Below are 14,854 nucleotides of genomic sequence, written 5' to 3' on the forward strand. Positions count from 1 at the left end.
TCCCCCCGGCGACCCGGCGGGTGCACGCGGAAAGCCGACCGGACCGGGACCCGGATTTCACCTCCGCTTTGCCCGTCACCCGGATTCCGACGAGGCGGCCCGCGGGGAGCGGGGAGCGGCGAGACGGCCCGCCAGGAACGGGGAGCGGCGAGACGGGAGACGGAGGGGCGGGCTTCCTGCCGGGTCCTCCGAGGGGCCGCGGGCGGCCTTTCCATAGACTGCGGACATGCCTTCCGCACTGATCACGGGCGCGACCGCCGGCATCGGCGCCGCGTTCGCCCGCCGCCTGGCCGCCGACGGTTTCTCCCTCGTCCTGGTCGCCCGCGACGAGAAACGCCTGCTCGTCCGCGCCGAGGAGCTGCGCCTGCGCTACGGGGTGGAGACCGAGGTGCTCCCCGCCGACCTGGCGGACGAGGAGGGTCTGGCCGCGGTCGAGCGGCGGCTCCGCGAGGGCGTCGACCTGCTGGTCAACAACGCCGGGTTCGGCCTGCCCGGCACGTTCCCCGACGTGCCGGTCGCCGACGAGGTGCGCATGCTGAAGGTGCACTGCGAGGCGGTGCTCCGGCTGACGCTGGCCGCCCTGCCGGGGATGCGCGAGCGCGACCGGGGCGCGGTGGTCAACGTGGCCTCGGTGGCGGCGTTCTTCACCCGGGGCACCTACAGCGCGTCGAAGGCGTGGGTGGTCAACTTCAGCGAGTCCGCGGCCACCGAGCTGGGCGGCGGCCGGGTCCGGGTGATGGCCCTGTGCCCGGGGTTCGTGCGCACCGAGTTCCACGAGCGCGCCGCGATGAACGTCTCCGGCATCCCCGGCATCCTGTGGCTCTCGGCCGACGACGTCGTCGGCGAGGCCATGCGCGATCTGGCCCGGGGCCGGCGGGTGAGCGTGCCCGACCTGCGCTACAAGGCGATCGTCGCGGTCGGCAGGCTCCTGCCGACCGGCCTGACCTCCCGGATCTCCCGCCGCATCGGCCGGAGGTAGCCGGGGACGGCGCGAAAGGGCCCGTGCCGCGGGAGGGGGTCGCGGCACGGGCCCGATCGTCTTACGGGGATGGTCAGATGCGGGCGTTGGCCGCGTGGCCGATCGCCAGGCCGGAGGTCGGGTCGAAGAAGTGCAGGTTGTGGGTGTCCACGACCAGCTCGATGTTCTGGCCGGGGCGGACGTGGCTGCGAGAGTTCACCCGGGCGGTCCACAGCGACTTGTCGCCGACCAGCGGCAGGGTCGCGTCCTCGTCGTCACCGGCGTCGGCGGCGGCGACGGTGTCCTGGTGCTGGACCGGCGGGGCGTCGATCAGGAACAGGACGTTGATCTCGGAGCCCAGCTCCTCGGTGACCTCGGCGCGGACCGGCAGGCGGACCCAGCCGCCGGCGTGGCCGTTGGCGGCGACGGCGTCCTCGAAGTCGGAGGGGCGGATGCCCAGGATGATCTTCTTGCCGATGTACTGGTCGAGTCCGGCCTTGTCGGCGAAGGTCGAGTCCGGGACCGGCAGCTTGTAGCCGGCGAAGGCCACGGCGGCGCCGCCCTCGGTGCGGATCAGCTCGGCGTTGACGAAGTTCATGGACGGGGAGCCCATGAAGCCCGCGACGAACAGGTTGACCGGCTTGTCGAAGAGGTTCTGCGGGGTGTCGACCTGCTGGAGCAGACCGTCGCGCAGGACGCAGACCCGGTCGCCGAGGGTCATGGCCTCGACCTGGTCGTGGGTGACGTAGACGGTGGTCACGCCCAGGCGCTCGTGCATCGTGTTGAGGGAGGCGCGCATGGAGACGCGGAGCTTGGCGTCCAGGTTGGACAGCGGCTCGTCCATGAGGAAGGCCTGCGGCTCGCGCACGATGGCGCGGCCCATCGCGACACGCTGGCGCTGACCGCCGGAGAGGGCGGCCGGCTTGCGCTTGAGGTACTGCTCCAGGCCGAGCATCTTGGCGGCCTCGCCGACCCGCTTGGAGATCTCCGCCTTCGGCATCTTGCGGAGCTTCAGACCGAAGGCGAGGTTCTCCTCGACGGTCATGTGCGGGTAGAGCGCGTAGTTCTGGAAGACCATCGCGATGTCGCGGTCCTTCGGCGGCAGGTGGTTGACCACCCGGTCGCCGATGATGATCTCGCCGCCGCTGATGTCCTCAAGGCCGGCGATCATCCGCAGCGCGGTGGACTTACCGCAGCCGGACGGGCCGACCAGCACCATGAACTCGCCGTCCTTGATCTCAAGGTTGAGGCCGTTCACGGCTTTCACGCCGCCCGCGTAGATCTTGTCGACGTTGCTGAGAACGATGGAAGCCATGGGAGTCCTTAACGCCTCGGGCCAACCCCGCGTTCACCCGATAGTGGATACGTTTTCATGCATCTCACCCGAACCGGACACCCATGTCAAGAGAAAAGCCCGTTTTCGGCCGTCATCGACTCCTCCGTTATCCCTCCGTGCTGGAGCGAACACGGAAAACATGATGGAATCGTTTCCATGAACACGCGCAGGACGACCATCAAGGACGTCGCGGAGGCGGCCGGCGTCGGCGTGGCCACCGTCTCGCGGGTCCTGTCGGGCGGCTCGGCCAGCCCCGAGACCCGGGAGCGGGTGCTGGCCGTCGCGACGCAGCTCGACTACCGGCCCAGCGCGCTCGGGCGCAACCTGCGCCAGCAGCGCTCCGGCGGGATCGGCCTGCTGGTGCCCGACATCACCGACAGCTTCTACGGCCGCCTGGCCGACGGCGTGCTCGCCTGCGCGCGGGCCGCCGGCGAGCCGGTGATCCTGGGCACGACCGGCGACGACGCCGAACGCGAGGCCGAGCAGATCGGCATGCTGCTGGAGCAGGGCGTGGGCCGGGTGGTCGCGGTCCCGGCCGGGGACGCGGAGATCTGGGCGCCGACCCTGCGGACCGGGCTGACCACGGTGTTCGCCCACCGCTCGGCGGCGGGCCATGACGACGTGCCCGCCGTGCTGGCCGACGACCGGAGCGGGGTGCGGACGGCGGTGGACTACCTGACCGGGCTGGGCCACCGGCGCATCGCCTACCTCGGCGGGCCCGGCCAGGAGCAGCGCGTGGCGGTCTTCCGGCAGGCGCTGGGCGCCCTGGTGGACGAGGAGCTCATCGTCTTCGCCCGCGGCAGCCGCGACTCCGCCTACGCCGCGGCGGCCGGGCTCTTCCAGCACCGCCCCGACCTGACGGCGGTGCTGGCCGGCGGCAACCTGCTGGGCGAGGCCGCCGTGCTGGCCGCCCGGGAGCTGGACCTGCGGGTGCCCAAGGACCTGTCGATGATCATGTTCGACGACGTGCCCTGGGCCGAGCTCTGCTCCCCGCCATTGACCGTGATCGCCCAGCCCGCGCAGGACATCGGCTACCGCGCGGCCGAGCTGGTGCTGCGCGAGGGAGGGCGCCGTCCGCGCGGGGTGCTGCTCCCCACCGAGCTCGTCGTCAGGGGCAGCTGCGGCCCCCGGCGCACCCCGTGAACCGCACCGCCGTACGGCCCGCCCCGTACGGCCGTACGGCGCCGCCTCCGGAGCGCCGCCGTACGGCACCGGCCCGGGGACGCCCCGGGGACTCAGGTCACAGGGACTTCTCGACCGCGTCGACCAGAGCGGGGTCCTCCGGTGTGACACCCGGGCGGAACCGCGCGAGCACCTCCCCCTCGCGGGAGACCAGGAACTTCTCGAAGTTCCACTGCACGTCGCCGGCCGCGCCCTCGGCGTCGGCGGCCCGGGTCAGCTCGGCGTAGAGCGGGTGCCGGCCGTCCCCGTTGACGTCGGTCTTGGCCAGCAGCGGGAAGTCCACCCCGTAGTTCGTCGCGCAGAACTCCCGGATCTCCTCGGCCGTGCCCGGCTCCTGGCCCATGAACTGGTTGCAGGGCACGCCGACGACGGTGAAGCCGCGGTCGGCGTAGGCCTGCTGCAGGCGGACCAGGCCGGCGTACTGCGGGGTCAGGCCGCACCGGGAGGCGACGTTCACCACGAGGACGGACTTGTCCGCCGCGAGCTCGGCCAGCGTGGTGGGGGCTCCGTCGAGGGTCTGCACGGGGATGTCACGGATGCTCATGGTGGGCAGCCTAACCGTCCGGCGGAAGGACGGCGGCCGGACGGTCCCGGCGGACGGTCCCGGCGGACGGGGCGCATCTGACGGACGGGGCGCACCTGCCGGACGGGCACGGGGTCCCCGGCGGGTGAGCGGGGACTTCCCGCGGGCGGGGAGAGCGGGCGACGCGCCGGGGCGGGCGCGCCGCGGGAGCCGCCCTCCCACCGATGCGGGCGGTCCAAACCCCATGCCGGGGCGATCTTTACCCCACTCCTCCGCATCGGCCCGTCCGCCCCGGTCAGCCGGATCCACTCGAACCGCCCCCCAACCGCGAAGATCGCGCAAACAGCCTTCCCGACCGTGTCGCAGGGCCCGTCCGGCGTTTCCCCGGCGTACTAGAAACCGCGTAGAGAGACCGCCGCGGTGTCCCGCCGGAAGCATGCCGGCAGGACGGGCGGGCGTCCTTCGTGCGATCCACGGGCGCGGGACCGGCCGGCGCGCCCGGGTGTCACGGTGCCCGGACGCGTCTCCCGCACGCGGCCCGAAGGAAGGACGGTTTTGGACAGTCACCGCGCTTTACGCGCCGCAGCCGTGACCGTGGTCGCCACCTCCGCCGTGGTCGGCTCCACGGCGACCGGCACGACCGAGGCGACCCGCACGACGGCCGTGGAGAGGACGACCGCCCCGGGGACGGCGGAGCGGCTCCATCTGGTCACCTGGTCCACCCGGGCCAGGCCCGTGACCAGGCCTCCGGAGAGGAGCACGAAGGGCAGGAACAAGGCGATCGCGTTCCGCCTCGTCTCCCGCCGGGCGTGGTCCCACGACCAGTTCCGCTGCCTGGACAGTCTCTGGACCAGGGAGAGCAACTGGAACCACCGGGCGTACAACCGCCACTCGGGTGCCTACGGCATCCCCCAGGCGCTGCCGGGCTCGAAGATGAGCGGCAGCGGCGGGGACTGGCGGTCGAGTCCGGTCACGCAGATCCGCTGGGGCCTGCGGTACATCAAGCAGCGCTACGGCTCGCCGTGCGGTGCGTGGGGTCATTTCCGGTCGACGAACTGGTACTGACCGCCCTCCACCGGGAGCGTCCAGGGGAAGGGCGCGCTCCCGCCGGACGCCCGGGGCCGCCGGCCCCGGGCGTCACCCGTGCCGCCCGCGCTGGACGGCGACGGCCCGGATGAGCAGTTCCAGGCCGAACTCGAACTCGGCCTCGTGGTCGCACGCGCCCAACTCGGCGGCCAGGGAACTGGTCTGGGGGAAGAGCACCGGATCCACCTGCCCGATCTCCGCCCGGGAGTGGTGGACCGGGGCGAAGGTCGGGGTCACGCCGACCTCCCGCAGCAGCGAGCCCACGATGTAGGCGATGAACACGCGCAGGACGCGCACCGCCTCCTCACCGCCGAACCCGGCGCCGTGCAGCGTGGCCAGCGCCCGCTCGACCGGGAGCAGCCCGGCGGCCGACTGGAGCTGGCGGCTGACCACCACCATCGTGCACCGCGGGTAGTGGTGGGCGATCTGCCGGAACGCCCGCGCCTGGATGCGCACCCGCTCGGTCCACTCGGCGTCGGGGTCGTCGGCGAACTCGATCTGCGACAGCACCGTCTCGGCCACCGCGTCCAGCAGCGCCGCCTTGTTGGGCACGTGGTTGTAGAGCGACATGACGCCCACGCCCAGCTCGCCCGCGATCCGGCGCATGGACACCGCGTCGGCGCCCTCCCGCTCGATCAGGGCGATGGCGGCGGCGACGATGCGCGGACGGGACAGCGGCTCGGGCGACATGCCCTCATTCTCTCTCCGCCCATTGACGCACGTACACCGTACGTGCCACGCTCGCGGTATACGTACGGTGTACGTCTCTGGAGGCCGCATGTCGACGCACGATCTCTACACGATCCCGGCCGAGCTCTCCACGTGGGACGTGGAGGCCGCCGGCGCCGCCCGCTTCACCTGGGAGTACGACGACGGCAGGGGCCGCATGCTCGCCCTCTACCAGAAGGGCAAGGACAAGCAGTGGGACTCCGTCAAGCGCATCGACTGGGGCCTGGAGGTCGATCCGTACAACGTGCTCGGCATCCCCGACACCACCATCGCGATCTACGGCACCCCGCTCTGGGAGCGGATGGGCGAGGCGCAGCGCCAGGACGTGCGGCTGCACGGCGCGGCCTGGCAGTTCTCGCAGTTCCTGCACGGCGAGCAGGGCGCGATGATCTGCTCGGCCCGGATCGTCGAGTCGGTGCCGGACCTCGACTCCAAGTTCTACGCCGCCACCCAGACCATGGACGAGGCCCGGCACGCCGAGACCTACGCCCGCTTCCTGCAGGAGAAGGTCGGCCTGGCCTATCCCATCAACGAGCACCTCAAGGCGCTGCTGGACAGCACCCTGAGCGACTCCCGCTGGGACATGCCCTACCTGGGCATGCAGGTGCTCATCGAGGGCCTGGCCCTGGCCGCCTTCGGCGTGATGCGCGACATCACCACCAAGCCGCTGCCCAAGCAGATCCTCGCCTACGTGATGCAGGACGAGGCCCGCCACGTCGCCTTCGGCCGCATGGCGCTGCGCGACCACTACGCCGGGCTGTCGGAGACCGAACTCCGCGAGCGCGAGGACTTCGTCATCGAGGGCTGCTACCTGATGCGCGACCGGCTGCGCGGCAAGGAGACCTGGGAGAACCTCGGCCTGAACCGCTCGGAGGTGGCCGAGGCCATGGAGTGCGTCGACCGCTCCGAGTACCTACGACTGTTCCGGTCCCTTCTGTTCAGCCGCATCGTCCCCTGCGTCAAGGACATCGGCCTGTGGAGTCCCCGCCTGCAGCAGGCCTACGCCGACATGGGCGTGCTGGACATGGCCGGCCAGAGCCTGGAGGCGCTGATGCGGCAGGACGAGGAGATCGCCGACAAGCTCGACGCCGAGCGCTTCGCCGCCGAGGAGGCCGAGCGCCACGCCGAGGTCGCCGAGACCATCGCCCTCGGCACCGACTCCTGACCCGGCCGCCGTACGTCCTCCCGCACGGCGTGCGCCGATCGGCGTACGCCGTAAACTTCCGCAATGCTCCCCAAACGTCTGGCGGCGCCCCTGCTGGCCATCGTCCTCGTCTCCGGTTGCGGAAGCGGAAGCGGTGAGCTCACCGTGCGGGGAGGAGATCCCGTCCCGGCTCCCGCCGAGGACGTGCAAGGACGCTGGTGGACCTGGGCATCGTCGGAGCCCGAGGAGACCAATCCGGTGGCGGACCCCACCGGGCGGTTCTGCGACCGGAACCAGCCGGAGGACGTCTGGTTCCTGGCTGGGACCTTCGGCGGCACGGTCAAACGGACGTGCGGCGTCCCCGCCGACAGGCCCATCGTGGTCCCGCTGGTGAACCTGGTCGCCGACCGGGCGTCCTGCACGTCGTTCATGGCGACGGCCGAGGGGTCGGCGACCCTCGACGGGAACGAGATCGCGCCCGAGCGTCTCGAGCGCGACGGCGTCTCCGTGACCGGGGTCGAGGGGAACCCCCTGACGGGGGCGTCCGGCAGCCAGGACTACTACGCCTGCGGCCTGTGGGTGCGGCTGCCGCCGCTGGAACCCGGCGAGCATACGCTGGTCGTCCGTGGCTCCTCGGAGGACTTCGAGGTAGGCGTCGACTACACGATCACCGTGGGAACCGCGCCTCGGGCATGAGGGGCCCGCGTCCCCGTCACCTCGTCGGGCGCGGGCCGCCACCACGGCGGCCGTCCCTGCGGGAAAGGTCCGGCACGGAGATTCCGGCGTCCTACGGCCTTGCCGGAGAGCCGGATCGGGCGTACCGTCCGGCCATGACCGTCGTACACCATCGGTCTCGTACGGCGTGGGACGCCGCACGCGCGTTCGTCGCCGCGGCGGACTGCGACGTCTACTGGTGGCTCACCGACGCGGTGGCGCACCACCTCGGCGCCGCCTACCGGCAGGCTCTGACCGAGACGCGCCTGCGCCTGCAGCGGCGGGAGGACGCGGTGTCCGCCGAGGCGGGGGCCTGGCGGGCGCGTCTGGAGGAGCTGCTCCAGGACCGTCCCGACCTCGCTCCCGTCCTCCGGCGGCTGGCCGCGGAGACCGCCGGGCGACTGCCCCGCTGAGCCCGTCGCCCTGCTGAGCCCTTCCCCGCCCCACCGGGTCCGGACCTCCTGGCCGGACCGGCGGGACAGACCGGTGAAGGCGCGCCGCGGTCACCGCGCGGATCCCGGCGGGCCGGGCTCCCCGAAGAAGGCGCGCAGTTCGGCGGCGAGCTGTTCCGGGGCCTCCTCCGCCATGTGGTGTCCGCTCTCGACGGCACCGCCCCGCAGGTCGTCGGCCCAGTCGCGCCAGACCGCGAGCACGTCGCCGTAGAGGTCCTCCATGTCGTCCCGGGTCGACCAGAGCACGAGGAGGGGGCAGCCGATCCGGCGGCCCGCGGCACGGTCGGCGTCGTCCGCGGCCCGGTCCACGCCGAGCCCCGCCCGGTAGTCCTCGCACATGGCGTGCACGGTCCGCGGGTCGTGGATCGCCCGGCGCACGTCGGCGTAGGCCTCCTCGCCCATCGCCCGCGGGTCCAGCCGGTACCAGGCGTCGGGATCGGCGTTGATCACGCGCTCGGCGGGCTTCTCCTCCTGCCCGAGGAAGAACCAGTGCCACCAGCGCCTCGCGAACGTCGCGTCGCAGCGGGCCAGCGCCTCGCCGATCGGCACCGCGTCGAGCACCGCGGCGCGGGTCACGGCCGACGGGTGGTCCAGGGCCAGGCGCTGGGCCACGTAGGCGCCCCTGTCGTGCCCGGCGACCGCGAAGCGCTCGTGGCCGAGGGCGCGCATCAGCGCCGCGCAGTCGCGGGCCATGGCCCGCTTGGAGTAGGTCTCGTGGCCGGGGGTGCCGGGCGGTTTGGACGACTGCCCGTAGCCGCGCAGGTCGGGGCAGACGACGGTGAAGCCGGTGGCCAGCAGCGGCGCGACGCGGTGCCAGGTGGCGTGCGTGCGGGGGTGGCCGTGCAGGAGCAGCACGGGCGGCCCGGAGCCGCCGTGCCGCACCCGCAGTTCCGCCTCTCCCACGTCGACGCGCTCGTCGGTGAAATCCTCGAACATCCCGTCCGCACTGCCCCGGCTCCGGCCGTTCAATGCAGCAGACCAGGATGTCCGGCGGACCCGGTCCTTCGGTACGGCGGACCCGGATGCCCGGCGCCGGCCCGCGATCCGTCCCGGCCGAGACGGCCGAGACGGCTGGGAGGCGCCTACCGGGACAGGACGAAGACGGCGGAGGCGGCGACCGCGGTGAGGGCGCCCAGCCAGGCCAGGACCGCGTCGGCGCGCTCGTCCAGGAGGCGGCCCCCGTGGAGGGCGTCCTGGACCCGCTGGTAGCGCACGCCGGTGCGGGCCAGCAGCGCGGCCCCGCACAGGGCCGTCAGGGCGAAGGGCGCGGCCACCAGCGGGGACGCTCCGGCGCGCAGGGCCATCCCGCCCATCCCCAGCCCGCCGGCGGCCAGCATGGCCGCGGTACGGACCCAGGCCAGCCGGGTCCGCTCGCTCTGCAGGCCCTCGTCCCAGAGGTCGGTCACCGCCCGCCCCCCGGCCCGGTCACCGCCCCGTCCGGCGGGGCGCACGCCCTTCTTCTCCGGCATCCGGTCTCACCTGGCCGTCAGGATCAGAACGAGCGCGAGCACGGCCACGGCCGCCACGCCGTACCCGAAGAGCGCGGCGAGGGCGGGCGGCGGGAGGGGCGCGGAGGTGCGCAGGGCGTGCTGGACCCGGCGCCAGCGCGGGTAGGCCATGGCCGCGGCCAGCGCCGACAGGGACACCAGGACGACCGCGAGCAGCGTCCGCATCCAGGGCACGAAGACGTCCGGCGAGACGGCCGCCATGGCGACGCCGCCCGCGGTCAGCGCGAGCGAGGTGCTCAGCCAGGTCAGGAAGGTGCGTTCGTTGGCCAGCGTGAACCGGGGATCCGGTTCCTTCCCGGGGATCTCCATGGGGCCGACGCTATTTCAGCGACATTTCCCCTAGAGAAGCCGGGATTGCTCCCTTGGGGATGCCGGGACCACCCGGGGAGCCTCAGCAGGCGTTGGTGAGCTGCTCGGCCCACTTCACGCCGTCGGCGGCGACCTTCTGCGCCGCGTCGACCGCGTCGTTGGCGTTCTGCACGTTGATGGCCTCCAGGCTGCCCGCCACGCCGTCGGCCGCCTCCTTGAGGGAGGTGTTGGCGGCCTTGTCGGCCACGTCGCCCAGCTTGGCGGCCCCGTCGTTCAGCGCCTTCTCCATCCCCGCGGGGTCGTTGAGCAGGCCGGTGACCTTCGCCATGGTGTCGGTGACGATGCCCGCGGCCTGGATGCACTGCTGGGCCCGGTCGACGCCCTCACTCACCTGCTGGATCTCGGAGCACCCGGTGGTCAGCAGTGCGGCGGCCAGGGCGGAGGCGGCGAGGGAGACGGTCCGTCGCGGAAGGGCTCTCATGTCCCGACTCTACCCAACAGGTGGTACGGCGCGGCGGGCCCGCGACGGCCCGCCTCCGTGCGGCGGGCCGCACCGCCCGTACGATGATCGTGACACCACCGAGGGGGACGACCATGCCGACCTGCCAGCATCTCACCGAGGCCCAGGACCCGCCCGCGCGCACACCGGAGGGCTGCGAGGAGTGCCTCGCCGCCGGGAGCGGCTGGGTGCACCTGCGCCGCTGCCTGGCCTGCGGCCACGTCGGCTGCTGCGACTCCTCGCCGGGCAGGCACGCCACCGCCCACTTCCAGCAGGCCGCCCACCCGGTCATCTCCTCGTTCGAGCCGGGCGAGACCTGGCGCTGGTGCTACGTCGACCAGATCATCGGCTGAGCCCGGCGCCCTTCCGCCCTCGGTGGAGGGATCGGACGGGCGGAGTCCGCCGGACCCGCCGGTGGAGCGGGCGACCGTCCATCGGGCGGACCCGTCGGACCCGCCGGACGTTCACGCAACCCGGGTTGCCGGCATGGCAAACTGGCGGACGTGGACGACGACCTCGACCAGACGCTCGGCGCGGTCGGACCCCGGCTGCGCGCGCTGCGCCGGCAGCGCGAGACCACGCTGGCCGATCTGTCGGCGGTGACCGGCGTCTCGGTGAGCACCCTGTCCCGGCTGGAGTCCGGCGCCCGCCGGCCGACCCTGGAGCTCCTGCTCCCCCTGGCCAAGGCGCACGGCGTCACGCTCGACGAGCTCGTCGGGGCCCCGCCCACCGGCGATCCGCGCATCCACCTGCGCCCGGTCACCCGCTACGGCATGACCATGGTCCCCCTGACCCGCAGGGCCGGCGGCATCCAGGCGTACAAGATCGTGATCCCGGGCGGCAGTCCGCGAAGGGAACCCGATCCGCAGACCCACGAGGGCTACGAGTGGCTCTACATCCTCAACGGCCGGCTCCGGGTCGTCCTGGGCGAGCAGGACCTGGTCCTCTTCCCCGGTGAGGCGGCCGAGTTCGACACCCGCGTCCCGCACTGGTTCGGCGCGGCCGACGCCGAACCGGTCGAGTTCCTCAGCCTGTTCGGCGCGCAGGGCGAACGCGCGCACCTGCGCGCCCGCCCCAGGAGGGACGGGGAGTGATCCCGGGCACCCGGTGTTCCGGAGGACGGCCCGGGTGACCGGCCGGAACCGGCGGGAGGACGGGACCGGCGGGAGGACGGGACCGGCGGGAGGACGGGACCGGCGGGAAGGCCGGTCAGTCGCGCTCCAGGGTGGCCTCTTCGAAGTCGAGCTCGTGCATGACCCGGCGGAGCACCTCGTCGTCGATGCGGCGCTCGTCGCGGAAGCGTACGAACACCTCGCGCTCGGCGGCCAGCATCTCCCTGCGCAGCCGCCGGTAGACGGTGCTGGGCGTGTCCTCACCGCCCGGACCCGTGCCTCCGCCCAGGCGCTCCCAGGCGCTCAGGGTACGGCGCTCGGCCCGCAGCCTGAGCTGCTCGACGACCTCCCGGTGGACGTCGGCGACCCCGTCGGCCACCAACCCGTCCAGCCGGGCGAGGGCGGCCGCGGCCGCCGCCTGCTGCGCGGCCGCCTCCGCCAGGTCGTCGGCGAAGGCCTCCCGCTCGTTGGAGACCCTCAGCCGCCGGATCAGCGAGGGGAACGACAACCCCTGGAGCAGGAGCGTGCCGATCACCACCGTGAAGGTGAGGAACAGCAGCGTGGGCCGCTCGGGGAAGTCCTCCGGGACGGCGAAGGCCGCCGCGAGGGAGACCACCCCCCGCATCCCGGCCCAGCCGATGATCGTGATGTGCTGCCAGGAGGGCGCCTCGGGCTCGCGGCGGCGGACTCCCGGGGACAGGAGCCTCGGCAGGTAGGCGGCGGGCACGATCCAGACCGCCCGGACCAGCACCGCGGCGGCGAACACGGCCAGCGCCATGCCGACCGGCTCCATCGGCTCGGACCAGTCGAGCGCGCTGACGATCGGCCACATCTGCAGGCCGATCAGTGCGAAGACGATCGACTCCAGGAAGAAGTCCATGATCTTCCACACCGCGTCGGACAACAGGCGGGTACCGAAGCCGCTCCGCGGCAGGCGGTGGCCGATGAAGAGGCCGACGACGACCACCGCGACCACGCCGGAGGTGTGCGCGAGCTCGGCCGCGAGGTAGACGCCGAAGGGGATGAGCAGCATGACGGTGTTCTCGACGAGCGCGTCCCCGAGCGCCCCGAGGACCTTCGACAGCAGCCACGCGAGCACCAGGCCGATCACCACGCCGCCCACCGCCGCGTAGACGAACTGGCCGACCGCGCCCAGCCAGGTGATGCCCTGCCCCAGCGCGGCGGCGACCGCCACCCGGTAGGCGGTGAGCGCGGTGGCGTCGTTGAACAGGCTCTCCCCCACCAGGATCGTGATCACCTTGCGGGGCAGTCCCAGCCTGCGGGCCACCGCGACCGCGGCGACCGCGTCGGGCGGCGCCACGATCGCCCCCAGCGCGAAGGCCGCCGCCGGCGGCAGGGCGGGCAGGAGCAGATGGACGACCCAGCCGATGACCAGTGTGCTGAACAGCACCAGCCCCACCGAGAGCAGCGCGACCGGTCTGCGGACGGCCTTGAGCCCCAGGTAGGAACTGTCGATCGCGGCGGAGTAGAGCAGCGGCGGCAGGAAGACCAGCAGGACGACCTCAGGATCGAGCGTGTACTCCGGCACGAACGGTGAGAGCGCCAGCCCGGCCAGGACCAGCAGCAGCGGCGCGGGCCACCCCCGGCGCCGGGACACGGCGGCCACCGCAATCGCGGCGACCGGCACGACCAGCATCTGCAGCGCGACCGTCTGGTCCATCCCACCCCGTCCATCCCAAGACCCGGGAAGGGATCCTAACCTCCCGGTCCCCGCCGCCGGCGGGCCGGGAGGCGCACCTCACCAGTCGCGGCGTCCGTCCCGCTCGTCGTAGCCCTGCTCGGGACGGAGCCGCTCCCCGGTGGCGTGCGGCGCGTCCGGGTAGGAGCGCGACGTCCCCGGCTGTCCGTGCTGGTCGGCCTGCTGGGCGCGCAGGTTCAGCGGGTCGTCGGGGTCGTACGGCTGGTCGTAGGTCGGCGGCGTGCCGTAGAGGTCGCGCAGGTCCGCCGGGTGCCCGCCCGGCGGGACCTGCCGTTCCGGAGCGGGCTGCGACGGGTTTCCGAACGCGTAGGGGTCGGGCTGCGCCGGAGCGGGATAGCCGTAGGGGTCGGGCCGCCCTCCCACCGGCGGGATGCCGTAGGGGTCGGTGGAGTGCCCCTGGGAGGGGTAGGCGTCGGGCTGCGACGGCGGGAACCTGTCGGCGGGCGGGGGGAAGGGGTCGGCCTGCCGGTGAGGCGACGCCGCGAACGGGTCCGCCCCGGGCCGGGGCGCCGGAGGGAACGGGTCGGGCTGCGGAAGCTGCTGCGTCCCGTAGGGATCGGGCTGCGCGTAGGGGTCGGACGGTGGGACCTGCTGCGCGTAGGGGTCCGGCTGCGCGTAGGGGTCGGACGGTGGGACCTGCTGCGCGTAGGGGTCCGGCTGCGCCGGAGTGAAGAGGTCGGGCTGACGGCCCGCGGCGAAGGGGTCGGCCTGCCGGTGAGGCGACGCCGCGAACGGGTCCGCCCCGGGCCGGGGCGCCGGGGGGAACGGGTCGGGCTGCGGAAGCTGCTGCGTCCCGTAGGGGTCGGCGGGCACCGGGTAGGACGGCTCGCCCGGCTGGGGGGCCCCGTAGGGGAGCGAGTCACCGACGATCATGTTCTCGGGCGGCACCACGTCGGCCGCGCCGTATCCCGGCACGCGGTCCGGGATCGCGTCCGGCGGGGGGACGGCGCCCCGCGCCACGAGCACGTCGTTGGGTCCCAGCGCGGGCGGGCGCGGGTCCTCCGCCGCCGGGGGCGGGGCGACCTGGGTGGCCGCCGGATCGGTGGAGGGCGGCGGCTGGACCGGGTGGGCGTAGTCCTCCGGGCGCGGTCGGGCGTACTGCCCGGTGCCGGGGAACTCCATGGGCGCGGCGGGAGCCGCATGGCCCCCCGCCGGGGCGTCCTCCCCGACCTCGTCGGGATAGCGGCCCCCGGCCTCGACGAACCCCTCGTCGAGGGTGTCCACCAGGCGGGCCACGTCGTCCATGGGCATGCGGAAACTGGCGGTGCACATCTCACCGCGCCAGAGGCTCAGCACCAGTGTGCCGTCGTGCCAGGTGACCCGGAGCACCCGCTCCTGGCCACGCTCGTCAAAGAACACCTCGCCGAACGACGGCAACGGGACCACTTCCGACATGGATGACATGGTGCTTTAACCAGCCTTTATTCGTCCACTCGACCTCGGGAAACCCTACCGAATCCGTCTTTCCATCCCCATCTTCCACCCCGCGCACACCGGCAGGACGATCCTGTCCGGCCCTTCACGCACGCGCAGCGGTGGTTCCGCCAGTTTGCCATGCGAGGCGAACCCCGCGGCCCGGAAT

At 73.2% G+C, this 14,854-nt stretch carries 17 protein-coding genes; 8 read left to right on the forward strand and 9 right to left on the reverse strand.

Translation table 11 applies throughout. From position 1 onward, the window contains the following. Positions 1-226: 226 nt before the first annotated feature. Positions 227-979, forward strand: a complete 753-nt coding sequence (locus tag HS045_RS24355; protein WP_196453691.1) for an SDR family oxidoreductase — start codon at positions 227-229, stop codon at positions 977-979. A gap of 73 nt (positions 980-1,052) precedes the next feature. Here the strand turns inward: HS045_RS24355 and HS045_RS24360 are convergent, their stop codons facing one another. Further along, positions 1,053-2,273, reverse strand: a complete 1,221-nt coding sequence (locus HS045_RS24360; RefSeq protein WP_196453692.1) for an ABC transporter ATP-binding protein — start codon at positions 2,271-2,273, stop codon at positions 1,053-1,055. A 177-nt stretch (positions 2,274-2,450) separates the two neighbouring features. Here HS045_RS24360 and HS045_RS24365 point away from each other — a divergent pair, with 177 nt between their 5' ends. Further along, positions 2,451-3,437, forward strand: coding sequence for a LacI family DNA-binding transcriptional regulator (locus HS045_RS24365; RefSeq protein ID WP_196453693.1), 987 nt, complete (start codon positions 2,451-2,453; stop codon positions 3,435-3,437). 97 nt (positions 3,438-3,534) lie between these two features. On the opposite strand, the gene HS045_RS24370 is transcribed toward HS045_RS24365, so the two are convergent. Next, the gene (locus HS045_RS24370; RefSeq protein ID WP_196453694.1) at positions 3,535-4,020 is read right to left on the reverse strand and encodes a glutathione peroxidase; all 486 of its coding nucleotides are present in this window, start codon (positions 4,018-4,020) and stop codon (positions 3,535-3,537) included. Between the two features lie 567 nt (positions 4,021-4,587). On the opposite strand from HS045_RS24370, the gene HS045_RS24375 reads away from it, so the two are divergent. Then, positions 4,588-5,064, forward strand: coding sequence for a lytic transglycosylase domain-containing protein (locus HS045_RS24375; RefSeq protein WP_307827680.1), 477 nt, complete (start codon positions 4,588-4,590; stop codon positions 5,062-5,064). A gap of 72 nt (positions 5,065-5,136) precedes the next feature. On the opposite strand, the gene HS045_RS24380 is transcribed toward HS045_RS24375, so the two are convergent. After that, complete coding sequence (locus tag HS045_RS24380; RefSeq protein ID WP_196453696.1) at positions 5,137-5,775, reverse strand: TetR/AcrR family transcriptional regulator C-terminal domain-containing protein; 639 nt, start codon at positions 5,773-5,775, stop codon at positions 5,137-5,139. A gap of 88 nt (positions 5,776-5,863) precedes the next feature. Here HS045_RS24380 and HS045_RS24385 point away from each other — a divergent pair, with 88 nt between their 5' ends. The 3 genes from HS045_RS24385 to HS045_RS24395 all read left to right on the forward strand — a co-directional run bounded on the left by HS045_RS24385 (position 5,864) and on the right by HS045_RS24395 (position 8,085). Beyond that, positions 5,864-6,979 carry a ferritin-like domain-containing protein gene (locus HS045_RS24385; protein ID WP_196453697.1) on the forward strand — a complete coding sequence of 372 codons (1,116 nt, stop codon included), beginning with the start codon at positions 5,864-5,866 and terminating at the stop codon, positions 6,977-6,979. A gap of 63 nt (positions 6,980-7,042) precedes the next feature. Then, positions 7,043-7,654, forward strand: coding sequence for a signal protein (locus HS045_RS24390; RefSeq protein ID WP_196453698.1), 612 nt, complete (start codon positions 7,043-7,045; stop codon positions 7,652-7,654). Positions 7,655-7,788: 134 nt separating this feature from the next. Further along, positions 7,789-8,085 (forward strand): hypothetical protein, encoded by a 297-nt coding sequence (locus HS045_RS24395; RefSeq protein ID WP_196453699.1) that lies wholly within the window; start codon positions 7,789-7,791, stop codon positions 8,083-8,085. Between the two features lie 90 nt (positions 8,086-8,175). On the opposite strand, the gene HS045_RS24400 is transcribed toward HS045_RS24395, so the two are convergent. The 4 genes from HS045_RS24400 to HS045_RS24415 all read right to left on the reverse strand — a co-directional run bounded on the left by HS045_RS24400 (position 8,176) and on the right by HS045_RS24415 (position 10,422). Continuing rightward, positions 8,176-9,060: an alpha/beta fold hydrolase gene (locus HS045_RS24400; RefSeq protein WP_196453700.1), complete on the reverse strand. Its 885-nt coding sequence runs from the start codon at positions 9,058-9,060 to the stop codon at positions 8,176-8,178. 146 nt (positions 9,061-9,206) lie between these two features. Beyond that, the gene (locus tag HS045_RS24405; RefSeq protein WP_230884570.1) at positions 9,207-9,593 is read right to left on the reverse strand and encodes a DUF202 domain-containing protein; all 387 of its coding nucleotides are present in this window, start codon (positions 9,591-9,593) and stop codon (positions 9,207-9,209) included. Positions 9,594-9,599: 6 nt separating this feature from the next. Further along, the gene (locus HS045_RS24410; RefSeq protein WP_196453701.1) at positions 9,600-9,941 is read right to left on the reverse strand and encodes a YidH family protein; all 342 of its coding nucleotides are present in this window, start codon (positions 9,939-9,941) and stop codon (positions 9,600-9,602) included. Positions 9,942-10,023: 82 nt separating this feature from the next. Beyond that, a complete protein-coding gene (locus HS045_RS24415; RefSeq protein WP_196453702.1) occupies positions 10,024-10,422 on the reverse strand; it encodes a hypothetical protein in 399 nt (132 codons plus the stop codon). Positions 10,423-10,535: 113 nt separating this feature from the next. Here HS045_RS24415 and HS045_RS24420 point away from each other — a divergent pair, with 113 nt between their 5' ends. After that, positions 10,536-10,793: a ubiquitin carboxyl-terminal hydrolase 14 gene (locus HS045_RS24420; RefSeq protein WP_196453851.1), complete on the forward strand. Its 258-nt coding sequence runs from the start codon at positions 10,536-10,538 to the stop codon at positions 10,791-10,793. A gap of 150 nt (positions 10,794-10,943) precedes the next feature. Further along, positions 10,944-11,534, forward strand: a complete 591-nt coding sequence (locus HS045_RS24425; RefSeq protein ID WP_196453703.1) for a helix-turn-helix domain-containing protein — start codon at positions 10,944-10,946, stop codon at positions 11,532-11,534. Positions 11,535-11,649: 115 nt separating this feature from the next. On the opposite strand, the gene HS045_RS24430 is transcribed toward HS045_RS24425, so the two are convergent. Further along, the gene (locus HS045_RS24430) at positions 11,650-13,233 is read right to left on the reverse strand and encodes a Na+/H+ antiporter (RefSeq protein WP_196453704.1); all 1,584 of its coding nucleotides are present in this window, start codon (positions 13,231-13,233) and stop codon (positions 11,650-11,652) included. Positions 13,234-13,311: 78 nt separating this feature from the next. After that, the gene (locus HS045_RS24435; protein WP_196453705.1) at positions 13,312-14,667 is read right to left on the reverse strand and encodes a hypothetical protein; all 1,356 of its coding nucleotides are present in this window, start codon (positions 14,665-14,667) and stop codon (positions 13,312-13,314) included. Between the last annotated feature and the right edge of the window lie 187 nt (positions 14,668-14,854).

It is taken from the genome of Planomonospora sp. ID82291 (assembly GCF_015711645.1).
GTDB lineage: Bacteria > Actinomycetota > Actinomycetes > Streptosporangiales > Streptosporangiaceae > Planomonospora.

Coding starts and splice junctions, on each gene's coding strand:
- HS045_RS24355 (WP_196453691.1), top strand. CDS start 227: ATGCCTTCCGCACTGATCACGGGCGCGACCGCCGGCATCGGCGCCGCG.
- HS045_RS24360 (WP_196453692.1), bottom strand. CDS start 2,273: ATGGCTTCCATCGTTCTCAGCAACGTCGACAAGATCTACGCGGGCGGC.
- HS045_RS24365 (WP_196453693.1), top strand. CDS start 2,451: ATGAACACGCGCAGGACGACCATCAAGGACGTCGCGGAGGCGGCCGGC.
- HS045_RS24370 (WP_196453694.1), bottom strand. CDS start 4,020: ATGAGCATCCGTGACATCCCCGTGCAGACCCTCGACGGAGCCCCCACC.
- HS045_RS24380 (WP_196453696.1), bottom strand. CDS start 5,775: ATGTCGCCCGAGCCGCTGTCCCGTCCGCGCATCGTCGCCGCCGCCATC.
- HS045_RS24385 (WP_196453697.1), top strand. CDS start 5,864: ATGTCGACGCACGATCTCTACACGATCCCGGCCGAGCTCTCCACGTGG.
- HS045_RS24390 (WP_196453698.1), top strand. CDS start 7,043: ATGCTCCCCAAACGTCTGGCGGCGCCCCTGCTGGCCATCGTCCTCGTC.
- HS045_RS24395 (WP_196453699.1), top strand. CDS start 7,789: ATGACCGTCGTACACCATCGGTCTCGTACGGCGTGGGACGCCGCACGC.
- HS045_RS24400 (WP_196453700.1), bottom strand. CDS start 9,060: ATGTTCGAGGATTTCACCGACGAGCGCGTCGACGTGGGAGAGGCGGAA.
- HS045_RS24405 (WP_230884570.1), bottom strand. CDS start 9,593: ATGCCGGAGAAGAAGGGCGTGCGCCCCGCCGGACGGGGCGGTGACCGG.
- HS045_RS24410 (WP_196453701.1), bottom strand. CDS start 9,941: ATGGAGATCCCCGGGAAGGAACCGGATCCCCGGTTCACGCTGGCCAAC.
- HS045_RS24415 (WP_196453702.1), bottom strand. CDS start 10,422: ATGAGAGCCCTTCCGCGACGGACCGTCTCCCTCGCCGCCTCCGCCCTG.
- HS045_RS24420 (WP_196453851.1), top strand. CDS start 10,536: ATGCCGACCTGCCAGCATCTCACCGAGGCCCAGGACCCGCCCGCGCGC.
- HS045_RS24430 (WP_196453704.1), bottom strand. CDS start 13,233: ATGGACCAGACGGTCGCGCTGCAGATGCTGGTCGTGCCGGTCGCCGCG.
- HS045_RS24435 (WP_196453705.1), bottom strand. CDS start 14,667: ATGTCGGAAGTGGTCCCGTTGCCGTCGTTCGGCGAGGTGTTCTTTGAC.